This is a genomic window from Streptomyces sp. NBC_01142 (genome assembly GCF_026341125.1).
In the GTDB taxonomy this organism is placed as follows: Bacteria; Actinomycetota; Actinomycetes; order Streptomycetales; family Streptomycetaceae; genus Streptomyces.
The window spans coordinates 1403889-1419544 of sequence record NZ_JAPEOR010000001.1; the positions used below are offsets into that span (position 1 = coordinate 1403889).

The window sequence follows — 15656 nt, forward strand, 5'->3', positions numbered from 1 at the left end:
CGGCGGCTCCGGTGCAGGACCGGATCCGGGCGCGGGCGACGTTCGCCGACGAAGCGCACGCGGCGGCGTTTTCCGAGACGTCCAGGCGCGTGTGGGCCGGGGCCGTTCACCGGATCGACAGGTCTGCGCAGTCCGGCGGGTGACTCAACGCGCGCACGGGATCAATCGGAATATTTCGGGTCAGTCGACCCTAGGGTGGCGTGGTGGACAGCCACCAGCGAGTGCGGGACGACGAGGGGAGCGCGGCCCGGCTCCTCGCGCTGTCGGACGGAGTGTTCGCCATCGCGATGACGCTGCTGGCTCTGGACATCACGCTGCCCGCCGATCTGGACGCCGATGGTTTCGAGCAGGCGCTGAGGGATGTGAGGCCCAACCTGTGGGCGTACGGCCTCAGCTTCCTGGTCATCGCGGCATTCTGGCGGGGCCACCACCAGATGTTCCGGTACGTGCGAGAGGTGGACGGGACGGTCATCAGGCTCGGGCTGCTGAGCCTGGGCCTGATCGCGCTGATGCCCTTCCCCACCACCTTGCTGGCCGAGTACGGGGACATGCCGCAGTCGGTGGCCGTCTACTCCGGCGCCGTCGCGGCCATGGCGGCCACGCAGCTCGCGCTGACGGTCGCTCTGTGGAAGCGCCCGTGGCTGGGCAGCGGGACGCTGACCGATCCCGTCGCGCGCAACGATGTGGCCGACATGGCCGCGACCGTGCTGGTCTTCGCCGTCGCCGTGCCGCTCGCCTTCGTCTCCCCGACGGGCGCGAAGCTGTGGTGGGCAGTGCTGATTCCGGTGAAGGCGGTGACGGGCAGGCGGGGCAAGCGCCTGCGCGCGGCCGCCCAACGGTTCGGGACCTAGGAGGTGTCGGTCCGGCAGTTCAGCAGGAGGGAGAGTGGGAAGCGCCGTTCGGGGGAACGGCTGGTGTTGCTGAGCCGGGCCCGCAGACGCGAAGCGTACGTTCGGCCGACATGACGTACACATCGGGCGATCAGGCATCCGGCCCCACCCGCCGCACCACGCTTGCCGGGCTCGTCGGTGGGGCCGGCGCTCTGGTGACCGCCGGGTGCACCCCGTCGGGCGTGTCTCCCGCCCAGGCGCGCACCCCCAGTCCCACGGCGTCGGCCTCCGCCGCGGCAAGCGGTCCCACGCCCGGTGCGATGACGCTTTTCAAGGATCCGGGCTTCAATTTCAACGGGCTCCTCGCGCTCGGCGGATCCGGCTACGGCGCCGCCGAGGTGGGCGAGGTGCTCACCGCGGTGAACGCGATCAACAAGGCCGGTCTCTCCGCGCAGACGTACACCGAGACCTTCAAGAAGCTCGGCGATCAGCTGATGGAGGCGCCCCAGGGCAGCAAGCCCGGGGCGCAGACCACACGTTTCCGTGCGCTGCGGGCCGCCCAGTACTACGGCCAGGCGCTGTTCTTCGTCCTCGGCTCCGACGACCCCGGCAGCGAGGAGCAGTTGTACAAGGCCGGGCGCGGCGCCTGGGACAAGTTCTGCGAGCTGTGCGACCCGGTACCGGTGACGGCGAACATTCCGTACGGGAAGACCCCGCTGCCTGTGTGGTTCTTCCGGCCGGACGAGTCAAGCGAGCGGCGCCCCACCGTGATCCTCACCAACGGCAGCGACGGCCAGAATGTTGACATGTGGACCTACGGCGTCCAGGCCGCTCTGGAGCGCGGCTGGAACGCCCTTGTGTACGACGGGCCCGGCCAGGGGCAGCTGCTCTTTGTGGACCAAGTGGTCTTCACGCCACGCTGGGAGACCGTCGTCACGCCGCTCGTCGACTGGCTGGCCGCCCGCTCGGACGTGGACACCGGCAAGATCGCTCTGACCGGGCTGAGCATGGGCGGGAACCTGGCCCCCCGGGCAGCGGCCTTCGAGAGCAGGATCGCCGCTCTGGTGGCGATGCCCGGCTGCCTCGCGCCCTGGCTGGGCTTTCCTGCGGAGCTCCGGGAGATCCTCACCCCGGACAAGGAGGAGACCAACAACATCTGGAACAAGGAGGTCGTCCCCGAGCTGCCTCCGCCCGTGGCCGCGACTCTTCAAAAGCGCATCGAGCCCTTCTCCGTGCCGGCGATGCTCGACGCACGCGAGGGCAAGATGTTCACCGACTTCTACACCCCCGCCAAACTCATCGAGTCGCTGGACATCACGAACGTCGTGGGCCGCATCAAGATGCCCACGCTGGTCCTCGACTACGACTACGAGCAGTTCTATCCCGGCCAGCCGCGCCAGATGTTCGACAAGCTGACGGCTCCCAAGGGCTACGTGAAGCTCACCACGGCCACCGGCGCGCAGCTGCACTGCTCCCCGATGGCCCCGCAGCAGCACTGCGAGGTCGTCTTCGACTGGCTGCAGGAGACGCTGTCGGGCAACTGACCGAGGGATGCGACGGGGGCGGCCGCCAAGCTGACCGCCGCCTGCCGGGCGGCCCGATACCCTACTCCGGAAATGTCCGAAAAGGCACCCTTTCGGGTAGCGTCGAGGGTATGAAGACCAGGCTGTTTTCCGCACTGTCCGGTCTGCTGCTCGCGTTCTCCGCGGCCTTCCTCGTGGCCGCGCCGGGAGCGCAGGCGGCCACCGGCCCCGAAACTGTGGCCGAGGCGCTCAAGGACGGCCCGGTCTATGTCGACCCGCGAGCCACGGGGCAGCTGTCCGCGGCCGAGGCGAACGCCCTCGCGGAGAAGATCAAGGGCGCGGACAAGGCGCTCTTCGTGGCGGTCCTGCCCACGGGCGAGGAGTTCCCCGAGGACACGGTCCTGCAGAACATCCGTACCCAGACCGGCGTCACCGGCCTGTACGCCGTCCGCCTCGGCGACGGCTTCAACGCGGGCGCCGACAACAGTGTCATGACCAACCAGGCCGTACGTAACCTGGTCACGGCGGTCAAGACGCCCCCCGGCGTCGACGCTGCCACCCAGCTGAACAACTTCGTCGACCAGGCGCTGCCCCAGATGCGCGGCAGCGCCCCGTCCTCCTGGGGCGCGGGTCCCGACGCCGGCGTGGACACCGGTGCCCTGATTACGTTCGGTGTGGTCGCGGCCGCCGGCACTGCGGGCGTGTACACAGTGGTCCGCCGCAAGCGCCGGATGAAGGCCGAGGAGGAGCGGGCCGCCCTCGAAAAGCTGCGCGTGGTCGTCGACGAGGACATCACGGCCTACGGCGAGGAGCTGGACCGCCTCGACTTCCACCCCTCCGAGAAGGGCGCGGACGACACCATGCGGGCCGACTACGAGCGCTCACTCGACTCGTACGACAAGGCGAAGTCACTGATGGGAGGGGCCGAACACCCCAGCGACGTCCGCGGTGTCACCCAGGCACTGGAGGACGGCCGCTACTCCCTGGCCGTCCTGGACGCCCGCCGCTCGGGTGCGACCCTGCCCGAGCGCCGCGCGCCCTGCTTCTTCGACCCGCGTCACGGTCCTTCGGTGGCCGACGCCGCATGGTCCCCGTCCGGCGGCGCCACGCGCCAGGTGCCGGTGTGCGCGGCCGACGCGGCCCGGCTGGAGGACGGTCAGGATCCGATGGCCCGCACCGTCGAGACGGAGAGCGGCCGCCGCCCGTACTGGGAGGCGGGACCGGCCTACGGCCCGTGGGCGGGCGGCTACTTCGGCGGCGGCATCCTGCCCGGCCTGCTGGCGGGCACGCTCCTCGGCTCCATGCTGTCCACCCCGGCGTACGCGTCGGACTACGGCGGCGGGGAGTTCAGCGGCGGTGACTCCTCGGGCGCCGACTTCGACTCCTCCGACTTCGGGGGCGGTGGCTGGGGCGGCGGCGGAGACTTCGGCGGCGGGGGCGGCTTCGGCGGATTCGATGGAGGCGGTGGATTCTGATGCGGACCAAGATGTGGAACGTCGAGATCGTCATCACCGAGAACGACCACGTGACCAAAGCCGAGGCCAGGCTGCGCGGCCAGAACGCGGAACTGATCGCCGGAGAGGGCACGGCACACCGCAATCGCGCGGACCAGGACGTGCCCCACATCGGGGACGAACTGGCCGTGGCCCGTGCCCTCAGCGAGCTGACCCACCGACTGCTGAGTGAAGCGGCATCGGAGATAGAGACCCGCACGGGCGAGCGGGTCGAGCGCCTTCGCGCCTGAGTCAGGCGGGGCGACCGGCGACGAACGCGGCCCAGGTGGCCGGCGTGACGGTGAGGGCCGGGCCGGTGGGGTTCTTGGAGTCGCGGATATGGACGGCGAGGGGGTGCGCGGCGATCTCGACGCAGTCGCCGCCGGCGTCGCTGCTGTAGCTCGACTTCCGCCAGTCGTAGGCGACTTCGACGCAGTCCCCGCCCGCGCTGCCGCTGTAACTGGACTTGAACCAGTTCATGACTCTCCTAGCAGGTCGTCCAGCAGGCCCATGCTCTCCGCGGGGGAGAGGGCCTGCGAACGCAGCATCCCATATTTCTGCTGGTACATACTGACCTGGTCGGGATCATCGACGAGGAAGCTGATGTGCTGCCCCTCGATATAGGCGAGTTGATCGTGGTCGGGGGTCTCCAGCAGCACCAGCGGCCCGTCGAGACCGGCGTGTGTCCCTCGGTCGGTCGGCATGATCTGGAGGCCTAGGAAGGGGAGTTCGGCGCAGCGCCGCAGATGCTGGTTCTGTAACCGCAGCACCTGCCGCCCCCCGATGGGCCGGTGCAGGATGGACTCCTCCAGCAGGAAGTTCACCATCGGCCGGGGCTTGCGCGCGAAGACCTTCTGCCGGGCCAGCCGGGCCTGGACCCACTCCTCCAACTGCTCCTCGTCCAGGGGCGGATAGAGACAGGAGAAGACCGCCCGCGCGTACTCCTCGGTCTGGAGGAGGCCGGGCACAGCCTGGGTCTGGTACGAGAGCAGCGTCAGCGCCTCCTGCTCGTGCTCGACGAAGTCCTGCGCGAACGCCGGGAACCGCTCCCGCTCCGGGACCTTGTCCACAGCGGTCTGCAACGCCTTCTTCGTGTCGAGCAGCTCGTCGAGCTGCTCCGCGAAATCCGGCTTGAGCGGTCGGCGGCCCTGCTCGATCGAGGCGATGGTCTCCTCGTGAATGTGGAACTGCGCCGCCAGCTCGGCCTGGGTCATCCGGGCCGCCTTGCGGAACACGGCGAGCTGGGCGCCGATCACATGCCAGGAGGTGACCCTCTTGGTCCTGTTGGCTGAGTGCATGCGCTCCCCCTTCCCGTCACGTACCGCGTTCGATCCATCACGACCCGTACAAATCCGCTGTACGGCCTGGCGCAGGGGTTCACGGGGGCGTAATTCTCGAATTGCTACCGAAAGTGTCCGATTGGCTGCGTTCGGTGATTGACCATGATCGTTTCAGCATGCTTATCTCGTGCCCATGCCCACCCGAATGAGGCTCAAAGCCTTCGCGGCCGCCGCCGCCACCACCGCTCTCGTCACGGCCGGATCGCTGTCCGCTTCCGCTCATTCCGGCCCCGTCGCCCCGGCGTCGGACCAGCGCGCCACCCCCGCCCCGCTGTACCGCTCGGCAAATGCCCTGCCGGGTCGCTACATCGTGACCCTCAGCAACGCCTCGGACCCGTTCTCGATGGTGGACCGCTTCGGTGTGAAGCCGCTCTTCACCTACAAGTCGGCGGTGCGCGGATTCGCCGCCATGCTCAGCCCGGGCCAGCTGGAGGCCGTGAGGTCGACCCTCGGGGTGGAGGCCGTCGAGCAGGACGCCAAGGTCACGGCGGTGGGGTCCAGCGGCAGCGACACGCGGTCGCCGTCCGCGTCCTGGGGGCTGGACCGCATCGACCAGCGCGACCTGCCGCTCGACAGCGACTACACCTCGGTCGGCAGCGGCGCGGGTGCCACCGCGTACATCCTCGACACCGGCATCGAGTACGCCCACGCCGAGTTCGGCGGGCGCGCCACGTTCGGCTATGACGCCATCGGGGACGGGCGGGCCGGGAAGGACTGCCAGGGCCACGGCACCCATGTCGCGGGCACCGTCGGTGGCAAGACGTACGGCGTCGCCCGCAAGGCCAACCTGGTCAGTGTCCGGGTTCTCGACTGCCAGGGCACGGGTACCTGGTCGGGGGTCGTCGCCGGACTCGACTGGGTGGCCGCCAATGCCAAGCAGCCGGCCGTGCTCAACGCCTCCCTGGGCGGCTCGAAGTCCGTCGTCGTGAACAACGCCGCCACCGCCCTCTCGGACAGCGGTGTCCTGCCGGTCATCGCCGCGGGCAACGACTCGGTGGACGCCTGCACCGTCTCGCCCGCATCCGCGCTGCGCGTGGTGACCGTCGGCGCGAGCAGCAGCTTCGACGCAGAGACCGATTTCTCCAACTTCGGCGGGTGTCTGTCGCTCTACGCACCCGGCGCCGCCATCGTCTCGGCCAAGCTCGGTGGCGGCAGCGTGGCCCTGAACGGCACGTCCATGGCCTCCCCCCACGTCGCCGGTGTTGCCGCGCTCTACAAGGCGGCGCACCCGACGGCGCCCCCGGCGGAGGTCGCCGGGTTCCTCGACGCCGAGTCCACCAAGGATGCCCTGACCGGCATCGGCCAGGGCTCACCCAACCGACTCCTCTTCACCGCAGGACTCTGAACGCACGCCGGCGGGGCCGGGTGGCTCCCGGCCCCGCCGTGGCGGTGCATGCGGTACGGATCAGGTCCGTTCGGTACGGATCAGGTGCGCCCGGTACGGATCAGGCCTGGGGGGCGGACTTGATCGCCGAGATGTCAAAGGTCAGCTTGACCTTGTCGCTGACCATCACGCCGCCGGTCTCCAGCGCCGCGTTCCAGGTCAGGCCCCAGTCGGAGCGCAGGATCTGCGCGCTGCCCTCGAAGCCGACGCGCTCATTGCCGTACACGTCGGTGGCGGAACCGTTGAACTCCAGGTCGATGGAGAGCGGGCGCGTGACGTCCTTGATCGTCAGGTCGCCGGTGATGCGGTAGGTGTCGCCGCCGAGCTGCTCCGCGGTCGTCGAGCGGAACGTCATCAGGGGGAACTTCTCGGCGTCGAAGAAGTCGCCGCTGCGCAGGTGGCCGTCGCGGTCGGGCATGCCGGTGTCCACGGTGGCGATCGTGACGTCGATCGAGGCGGTGGAACGGGCCGGGTCCGCGCCGTCCAGGTGGAGGCTGCCCTCGAATTCGCCGAAGGAGCCGCGCACATTGGTGACCATCGCGTGGCGGACGGTGAAGCCGATGCTGCTGTGGGCCGGGTCGATGGTGTAGTCGCCGGTCAGCGCTGCCAGCGCCGGGTCCACCTCGAGGGTGGCGGTGGCGGCCGGGGCGTTGTCGTTCTTGCGGTTGAACAGAGCCATGGCTCCTCCTCGGGTGGGGGTGGGTCGAGGTTGTTTAACCTTCAACGAGGTCTACCGTAACCCCATCTTGTTCAAGTTTCAACCTCTGTGTCCACGTGTCTGCCCCTGCCAGGAAAATCCACTCCGCTCTCGGGGTGCTCGCGCGCGTCTCGGGCGCGCTCCTTCTCTGCTGCGACGGCTGCCGCATGGGGTGTGCGGGTGCCCGGGCGCCGTCCCGGGCACCCGTATGTGTCACGAGCCGACGGTCACCGTGAAGCGCCGAGGGTTGCCGTCGTGGGCCGCACCCGAGACGTCGGGCTGTCCGTCGGGGCGGACGTCGTCGTACGGGAAGGCGTAGCCGATCGGGGTGTGGGCGTGCAGCACGCGCGCGAAGTGGTTGGTGGCCGGATCGCGGTAGTAGTCGGCCGCCGTCGCGCCGTTCGGCTGGTCGGGGTGGGTCAGCAGGGTCGTGCGGTTGAATCCGGCGGCGAGCCTGGCCAGCAGGGCCTTCTTGTCGTCGGGGTCGCCGGGGTTGTTGGCGAAGGGCCCGTGGTTGCAGGTGAAGACGTCCTTCGAGGTGGGCTTGGCGAAGGCGTGGCCGCCGGTGAACGTCATGACGTCGCCGCTGACCCGCCCGGTGCGCACACCGCGCCCGCCCTGGAGATCGATCCGCAGATCGGTGGAGCGGTACTTCTGCCAGACCTGGTTGATGTAGCCGTCGAAGACGTCCCGGAAGGGCATCTGGGCGGGGCGGTCGAAGTACGGGGCCATCAGGTTCTGCGGTGAGATCACCCGCAGCACCTGCCCGCCCGAGCCGCGGATGACCAGCTTGTCCCAGGGCCGGCCGTCGCGCCCCGCCTGGGCGACAAGGTCGTCGGCGATCTTCTGCAGAGCCCCGGCGGGGAGGGGTGCGACCCGGTGGGTGGCATCACCGGTGAGGGTGAGACCGATGGGAAGGGCGGTCACCAGGTCGACGTAGCTGATGTTGGCGTACAGCTGCTGCGGGTTGAAGGTGAACTCGGCGAACGACCAGGTGCGGCCGTAGTTGGCGTCGGAAGGTGTGGCGAAGGCCGGTTCCACCAGGGCGGGGCCGGGGTTGAGGAAGAAGTCCAGCTTGTTGTCGCGTACGAAGTACACGCGGGCGCCGAACATCTGGGGCAGGGTCAGCACGACCGGGCCCGAGCCCGCCGGGCGCAGCGGGATGGCGCAGTCGACAGGGAGCGGAGTCTGGGGTGCGGAGGGCGACTGCGGGTAGTAGACGCCGCCGCCCGGGCGCAGCAGCACCCAGCGTCCGGTGCCCTGCTCGTGGCCGGTCACATAGGCGCGGACCGTGCCGGGCAGGGACTTGTTCTCCAGGGCCAGTTCGCAGGTGGGGGGCGCCGCCGCCTTGGCGCGAGGGCTGAGAGCGCTTCCCCAGGCGGGGTAGGTGAGTGCCGTCGCCGCGGCGGCGGTGCCGGACAGGAACATTCTGCGGGATATCACGGAGGAACTCCTGTGCTCGTGGGGGTGTTCACCACTCTTCCGACGGTCGGGGAAGGCGTCAATAGATGAGACTGAGAGCGCTCTCATAAAGTTTGCCACTTCAGAAGTTGGCGTCCGGGAAGGGGACTTGGACTAACGCGCGGGGGTTGTTGGACTGCTGGCCGCCGCGGCGTCCGACTTCGTTGACGGTGGTGAGAGCGGAGGACTACTCAGTCCCCATGCCAGTCCCGAAGCCAGTCCCCACGCCAGCCCCGACGCCAGCCCCCATGCCGGTTGCCGAGCCTGTTCCCAGGCCGGTCCCCATGTCGCGAAGAGTGCGTGCCGCGTGCGCGCTCGCCGCCGCGTCGTCCGCCGTGTTCGCCCTGGCCGGGCCCGCGCTCCCGGCGTCCGCAGTCGCGGTCGCCGCCCCCGCTGCGCCGGCCGCCCCCGCCGTCATCGGCTCCGGTCAGCTCTCGGTCGCCGTCGCCGAGGACTTCCCGCGGGTCCTCTCCTACACCGACCGGTCCAGCGGGGCCACGCTCCTCGGGAGTACGAGCCCGGTCACCGAGGTCACCCTCAACGGCACGGCGTACGCCGTGCAGTTGAAGAGCGCGCCCGTCATCAAGGCGTCGAGCGCCGCGTACAAACTGGCCTTCGGGGACCTGCCCGGCGTCGAGATCGACGCGACGCTCACCGTCTCCGGGCGGACGACCGCCTTCAAGGTGACCGGGGTCCGTGACACCGAGGCCTTCAAGGTCGCAACCCTCGACATCCCCGGCCATGACCTCGTCTCGGTCGGCAGCACGGACACCGGCGCCTCGACCGCCTTCACCCGGCTCGACCCGGACTCGACGAGGACCGCGGATGTGTTCGGCACGGTGACCGGGGAGACTCCGGCGGACTCCGCGCCCGTGGGGGCCTCGTACGCCTTGGTCAACACCGACGAGCTGGCCGCGGCCGTCGAGTCGAACTCCTCCTACGACAAGCCGGGCGGCGCGACGGGCGGCGACGACGCGCGCTTTTGGCACCGGGCCCGCAAGGCCGGGGACGGCAGCACACGCGTCGGCGTCTGGTCCGGGCAGTGGACCTACCGGGGGAGCGGTGCCCCGAGCCCCGAGAGCGGCAAGGACCTCCCCTGGGCGAAGGTCGTCGTCACGCCCGACGCCAACGGCGACAACAAGGTCGACTGGCAGGACGGCGCCGTCGCCTTCCGCACCATCGGAGTCAAGGCGCCGGGCGGTGAGCAGACCCCGGACCGCGTGATCACCCATATTCCGTTCAACTTCGCCAGCCAGGCCACCCACCCCTTCCTCCGTACCCTCGACGACGTCAAGCGGATCTCACTCGCCACCGACGGGCTCGGCCAGCTGGCGGTGCTCAAGGGGTACGGCTCCGAGGGCCACGACTCGGCGCACCCCGACTACGGGGGCAACTACAACAAGCGGGCCGGGGGACTCGCGGACCTCAACACGCTGCTGAAGGCCGGCAAGAAGTGGGGCGCGGCCTTCGGCGTGCATGTGAACGCCACCGAGTCGTACCCCGAGGCGAAGAACTTCAGCGAGAGCCTCGTCGACAAGAGCAAGCCCGGCTGGAACTGGCTGAACCAGAGCTACTACATCGACCAGCGCCGCGACATCAACAGCGGTGATCTGGCGCGCAGATTCCAGCAGCTGAGGGACGAGACCGACCGTAATCTCTCCTTCCTCTACATCGATGTGTACTACTCCCACGGCTGGATCGCCGACAAGACGGTGCAGGCCGTGCAGAAGCAGGGCTGGAACGTCGGCACCGAGTGGGCCGACAAGTTCGAGCGGGCTTCGCTCTGGTCGCACTGGGCCAACGACCTGGACTACGGCGGGGCCACCAACAAGGGCCTCAACTCCCGGATCATCCGGTTCATCCGCAACGGCGAGAAGGACATCTGGAACAACCACCCCGTCCTGGGCCAGACGGCCCTCCAAGACTTCGAGGGCTGGACCGGAGAGACCGACTGGAACGCCTTCTACGACAACATCTGGCAGCGCAATCTCCCCGCCAAGTACCTCCAGCAGCAGCAGATCACCCGCTGGGACGGGAACGAGATCCGATTCACCGGCGATGTGCGCGGCACGGTCGAGAACGGCCGGCGCACCTTCTACGACCACGGGCGCAAGGTGCTCGAAGGCGACGCCTATCTGCTGCCGTGGGACGGCGGCAAGAAGCTGTACCACTACAACAAGGCCGGTGGTACGAGCAGTTGGGCCGCGACGGGCGGGTCGAGATACACCGTGTACAAGCTCACCGACAACGGGCGGGTGAAGACCGGCACGGTCAGGGCCGTGGGGGGCAAGGTGACGCTCAAGGCCGAGGCGGGACAGCCGTACGTCCTCCACCCGGACCGTGCGCCGGCCTCCCGGGACCCGCGGTGGGGCGAGGGCGGCGCGGTCGCCGACCCCGGCTTCAACGACGCCGGTCTGGACGACTGGACCCGGCGCGGCAGGGCCGCCCGCGACACCGACGGCAAGGGCCGCAACAGCGCCGTACTGAGTGGCACCCCCACCGCCTCGGTCGCGCAGCGGCTGACCGGGCTCACTCCGGGCGCCCGGTACACCGCGTCCGCCTGGATCGAGGTGCAGCCCGGCAAGGAGCGCCGTACGACCCTCTCGGCCGGTGGTGCGTCCGTGTCCGTGGCGCGCTCGACCGCGAAGGACCAGGTCGCGGCGTCCGACCGGCACGGTACGTACTTCCAGCGCGCCAAGGTGAGCTTCACCGCGCCGGGCGGCGGGACCACCCTGAAGGTGGAGGCGGCGGGCGGGAGTCCAGCGGCGGTTCGCGTCGATGACGTACGGGTGGTCAAGAACGCACCGGCGACCGGGCCGGGCGCGGTCGTGTACGAGGACTTCGAGGCCGTCGACCAGGGATGGGGCCCCTTCCTCAAGGGGGATGCGGGCGGGGTCACCGACCCCCGCACCCACATCGCGCAGAAGCACGCCCCCTACACCCAGGCCGGCTGGAACGGAAAGCTCGTCGACGACGTGCTGGGCGGCGGCGAGTCCCTCAAGTCCCATGAGGAGAACAGCGGGCTGGTCTACCGCACCGCGCCCTGGTCGGTGCCCATGAAGAACGGGCACAGCTACCGGGTCGCGTACGACTACCAGTCGAGCCACGCGGCCGCGTACGAGTGGGTCACCGGCTACGACCGGATCGGCGCGGACGGCGTCCCGGCCTCGGTCGAGACCCGTCGTACCCCGATCGGGCAGCAGAGGACGACCGGCCACTTCGCCCAGACCGTCACGGCAGGCTGCGGCGACACCTGGGCCGGGCTGCGCAAGCGCGCGGACGCCCCGGACGGCGCGGACTTCGTCCTGGACGGCTTCACCGTCACCGACCTCGGCCCGGCGGCCGGGCAGGCGGCGTGCGGCACGCTGGGTCTGGCTGCGGGGGAGACCCTGGAGCCCGGCCGGAAGAACGAGGTCAGGGCCACGTTCACCAACTACGAGGCGCAGGCGGCGACCGGTGTCTCGGTCGGCCTCACGCTGCCCGACGGATGGACGGCCGAACCCGCCGGTCCGGTGGCCTTCGCATCGGTCGCGCCGGGTGCCCGGGTCACCGCGACCTGGCAGGTGGGGGTGCCGGTGGACGCCGAGTACCGGACGTACCCGGTGAGTTCGGCGGCGACGTACGCGGTCGGCGGGGCTTCCCGCGAGCTCGGCGCACAGACGTCCGTACGCACCCTGCCGCCGCCGCCCACCGCGGATGCCTGGGCGAGCGACATCGACTGGACCTCGGCGGAGAGCGGCTGGGGGCCGGTGGAGCGCGATCTGTCCAACGGCGGGCAGGGCGGGGGCGACGGCACCCCGCTGAAGATCGGCTCAGTGGCGTACGAGAAGGGCCTCGGCAGCCACGCTCCGGCGAAGATCCGCTACTTCCTGGGCGGGAAGTGCACCTCCTTCACCGCCGAGGTGGGCGTGGACGATGTCCAGGCGTCGCGCGGCAGCGTGCGGTTCGGCGTGCTGGCGGACGGGAGCGAGAAGGTGAGGTCGCCGGTCCTGACGGCCGCCGACGCCGCCTGGCCGCTCACTGCGGACGTCACCGGCGCCTCCTACGTCGAGCTGGTCGTGGGCGACGGCGGGGACGGGAACGGCAACGACCACGCCGACTGGGGCAGTGCGCGCTTCCGGTGCGGCAGGTGACGGAGGCGCACCGCCCTCCCCGCACCTCCACCGGGGCCCGTCCTCACACCGGGTCCGTCCTCAGACGCCGGACGGGCCGGCTTCGCCGGATCTGCCGGCCTCGTCGGCGATTGACGCGCCGGGTGCGGGGCGGAGTCCCGGCGGGTCCCTGAGCGGCGCTTGCCCCTCGTGCTGACAACCCAAACCGAGGGGCAAGCGCTTTCCCTATTCTCTGTCATGCCCATTGAGGGCGCGCGGACGGCCGTGCTACACCAACGGGCAACCGGTCTACGCGATTTACCTACCGGAGGCTCCCGTGCCGTTGCCGTCCGCATGGTCCCGCCGTACGTTCCTCGCCGCGACCAGTGCAAGCGCTCTCACCCTCGCGCTCGCCTCCCCGGGGCTGGCGGCCCCGGCCGACGAGTTCGAGACGCTGCGCCTGCGCTGGCTGGAGATCAGCCTCGGCACCGGCTACGACCCGACCGCGGAGCCGTACTCCTCCCGCCTCGCCGAGACCGGCGCGCTGGCCGCCGGATTCCGCGCCTCCATGGCCCCCACCGACACCTCCCTGTGGCCCGGCCACACCTTCAATCCGCCCTCCGGTATCACCCAGAGCTACAGCCGCCTGTGGACCATGACCCAGGCGTACACGCAGGAGGGCAGTGGGCACACCGGCGACGCCGGGCTCCTCGCCGACATCCTCCGCGGCCTCGATCACCTCTCGGCGAAGATCTACAACCCTTCGACCACCCGCTACGGCAACTGGTGGGAGTGGCAGATCGGCAGCCCCCGCCTCCTCATGGACATCGTCGCCGTCCTCCACGGCAGGCTCACCGAGGCGCAGATCCAGGCGGCATGCGCCGCCGTCGACCACTTCGTCCCCGACGCCGCGCTCGGCGACTACAGCGGCACCTCCACCGGAGCCAACCGCGTCGATCTCTGCCGATCCGTCACCCTGCGCGGCATCCTCGGCAAGGCCCCCGCCAAGATCGCGCTGGCCCGTGACGCCCTCTCGCCCGTCTTCCCGTACGTCACCAGGGGCGACGGCCTCTACGCCGACGGCTCGTTCGTCCAGCACACCTGGGTCGCCTACTCCGGCACGTACGGCCAGGTCATGCTCGACGGCCTCGGCCGCCTCTTCGCTCTCCTCGCGGGCTCCAGCTGGGCCGTCACCGATCCCGGGCGCCAGATCATCCTCGACAGCGTCGAGCACGCGTACGCACCCCTGATCTACAACGGGCTGATGATGGACAGCGTCAACGGCCGTGCCATCAGCCGGGGATACCTCAAGAACGACGAACGCAAGGTCATGCGCAGCGACCACTTCCACGGGCAGGGGCTCATCGCCGCGATCGCGCTGCTCGCGGACGGTGCATCCGTCGCCGAGCGGGACCGCTGGCACGGCCGGATCAAGGGCTGGATCGAGCGGGACACCACCACCCCCGTCCTCACCGGCAGGCAGTTCGGCGTCGCCGACCTCTCCCGGCTGCAGGCGGTGGCCGCCGCGCCCGTCCCCGCCGCCCCCGAGCCGGTCGGCCACCGGCTCTTCGCCTCGATGGACCGGGCCGTGCACCGCCGTCCCGGCTGGGCCGCCAACATCTCGATGGCCTCGGAACGCATCGCGTACTACGAGTGCGGCAACGGCGAGAACCCGCGCGGCTGGCACACCGGTGCCGGAATGCTCTACTGGTGGCCGGGCGAGCGGGAGGGCGGCCAGTACACCGACTGGTTCTGGCCCACCGTCGACTTCTACCGGCTGCCCGGAACGACCGTGTCCACCCAGCGGCTTGCCGACAGGGCGGGTGGCGAGTGGGGCGAGCCCAAGCCCGCCGCGCAGTGGGTGGGCGGTGTGAGCGACGGAGAGTTCGCGGCCGTCGGCCAGCATCTGCTCGGCCTCGGCTCCACCCTTCAGGCCCGCAAGTCCTGGTTCTGCGTCGCGGACACGGTCGTCTGCCTCGGCGCGGGCATTTCGAGCACCGACGGTGTGCCCGTCGAGACCGTCGTGGACAACCGCAACCTCGGCGCGGACGGCAGGAACGCCTTCACCGTGGACGACCGCTCCCGCCCCCGCTGGGCCCATCTGGAAGGTCACGGCGGCTGGGTCTTCCCCCGCGGCGCCGGCTCCCTGCGCACCCTGCGCGAGGAGCGCACCGGCGCCTGGAGCGACATCAACACCACCAGCTCGACCGAGCGGGTCACCCGCCGCTACCAGACCCTCTGGCTCGACCACGGGACCGATCCGGCGGACGCCTCGTACGCGTATCTGCTGCTGCCGGGCGCGAGCCGCCGCACCGTCGCCGCGTGCGCCCGCGACGAGCGCCGACCGGAGATCCTGGCCAACACCAGGGCATGCCAGGCGGTGGCCGTCCGCTCCCTGGGACTGACCGCGGCGAACTTCTGGCAGGCCGGTACGGTGGGCCCGCTCACTGCAACGGCCCCGGCCAGTGCCCTCGTACGGAGTAATCACCGCGCCGCGACGCTCCACATCAGCGAGCCGACGCGTTCGGGAGCACCCGTGGAGATCACCTGGCACCACCCGGTTCGCCGGGTGACCAGCAAGGATGCGTCCGTCGAAGTGCTCGCCACCGGACGCGCTCTGCGGCTGCGGATCACCGGTGGCACGGCTGGGGCGGCCCACCGCTGTGAGGTGGCACTCGGCTGAGACCCTTGTTGAACCCCCACAAAGCTTGGCGCCTCTGAGCTGGCAGTTGGGCTGCAGTGCGAAATGGTTCTGTTGATGCCTCACAGGAGAACGGTCCCGAGACTGTACGGAGTCGACGGCAGGGTTTTCTTGGTCGGATCCGTAGGGTCGATGC

General features: G+C 70.1%; 11 protein-coding genes. 7 read left to right on the plus strand and 4 right to left on the minus strand.

Annotated elements, in window-relative coordinates; translation table 11 throughout:
* The first annotated feature begins 200 nt into the window (after positions 1-200).
* From OG883_RS06610 to OG883_RS06625, 4 genes are all read left to right on the plus strand, one after another.
* Positions 201-851 (plus strand): TMEM175 family protein, encoded by a 651-nt coding sequence (locus tag OG883_RS06610; RefSeq protein ID WP_266536275.1) that lies wholly within the window; start codon positions 201-203, stop codon positions 849-851.
* 110 nt (positions 852-961) lie between these two features.
* Positions 962-2374, plus strand: coding sequence for a S9 family peptidase (locus tag OG883_RS06615; protein WP_266536277.1), 1413 nt, complete (start codon positions 962-964; stop codon positions 2372-2374).
* 110 nt (positions 2375-2484) lie between these two features.
* Complete coding sequence (locus OG883_RS06620) at positions 2485-3828, plus strand: hypothetical protein (protein WP_266536278.1); 1344 nt, start codon at positions 2485-2487, stop codon at positions 3826-3828.
* A complete protein-coding gene (locus tag OG883_RS06625) occupies positions 3828-4097 on the plus strand; it encodes a DUF1876 domain-containing protein (RefSeq protein WP_266536280.1) in 270 nt (89 codons plus the stop codon). The genes OG883_RS06620 and OG883_RS06625 overlap by 1 nt, the downstream gene beginning before the upstream one ends.
* A gap of 1 nt (position 4098) precedes the next feature.
* On the opposite strand, the gene OG883_RS06630 is transcribed toward OG883_RS06625, so the two are convergent.
* Together OG883_RS06630 and OG883_RS06635 are read right to left on the minus strand one after the other, a co-directional pair.
* Positions 4099-4326, minus strand: coding sequence for a DUF397 domain-containing protein (locus tag OG883_RS06630; protein ID WP_266536282.1), 228 nt, complete (start codon positions 4324-4326; stop codon positions 4099-4101).
* The gene (locus tag OG883_RS06635) at positions 4323-5144 is read right to left on the minus strand and encodes a helix-turn-helix transcriptional regulator (RefSeq protein ID WP_266536285.1); all 822 of its coding nucleotides are present in this window, start codon (positions 5142-5144) and stop codon (positions 4323-4325) included. The genes OG883_RS06630 and OG883_RS06635 overlap by 4 nt, the downstream gene beginning before the upstream one ends.
* Positions 5145-5331: 187 nt before the next feature.
* On the opposite strand from OG883_RS06635, the gene OG883_RS06640 reads away from it, so the two are divergent.
* Entirely contained in the window at positions 5332-6531 is a 1200-nt protein-coding gene (locus OG883_RS06640; protein ID WP_266541296.1) for a S8 family peptidase, read from the plus strand.
* 100 nt (positions 6532-6631) lie between these two features.
* Here the strand turns inward: OG883_RS06640 and OG883_RS06645 are convergent, their stop codons facing one another.
* Positions 6632-7249, minus strand: coding sequence for a YceI family protein (locus OG883_RS06645; protein ID WP_266536288.1), 618 nt, complete (start codon positions 7247-7249; stop codon positions 6632-6634).
* 231 nt (positions 7250-7480) lie between these two features.
* On the minus strand, positions 7481-8695 hold the full coding sequence (locus tag OG883_RS06650) for a glycoside hydrolase family 64 protein (protein ID WP_266541298.1): 1215 nt from the start codon (positions 8693-8695) through the stop codon (positions 7481-7483).
* A gap of 317 nt (positions 8696-9012) precedes the next feature.
* Here OG883_RS06650 and OG883_RS06655 point away from each other — a divergent pair, with 317 nt between their 5' ends.
* Together OG883_RS06655 and OG883_RS06660 are read left to right on the plus strand one after the other, a co-directional pair.
* A complete protein-coding gene (locus tag OG883_RS06655) occupies positions 9013-12861 on the plus strand; it encodes an endo-alpha-N-acetylgalactosaminidase family protein (RefSeq protein WP_266536291.1) in 3849 nt (1282 codons plus the stop codon).
* 301 nt (positions 12862-13162) lie between these two features.
* The gene (locus tag OG883_RS06660) at positions 13163-15502 is read left to right on the plus strand and encodes a polysaccharide lyase 8 family protein (protein WP_266541300.1); all 2340 of its coding nucleotides are present in this window, start codon (positions 13163-13165) and stop codon (positions 15500-15502) included.
* The last annotated feature ends 154 nt before the right edge of the window (positions 15503-15656 follow it).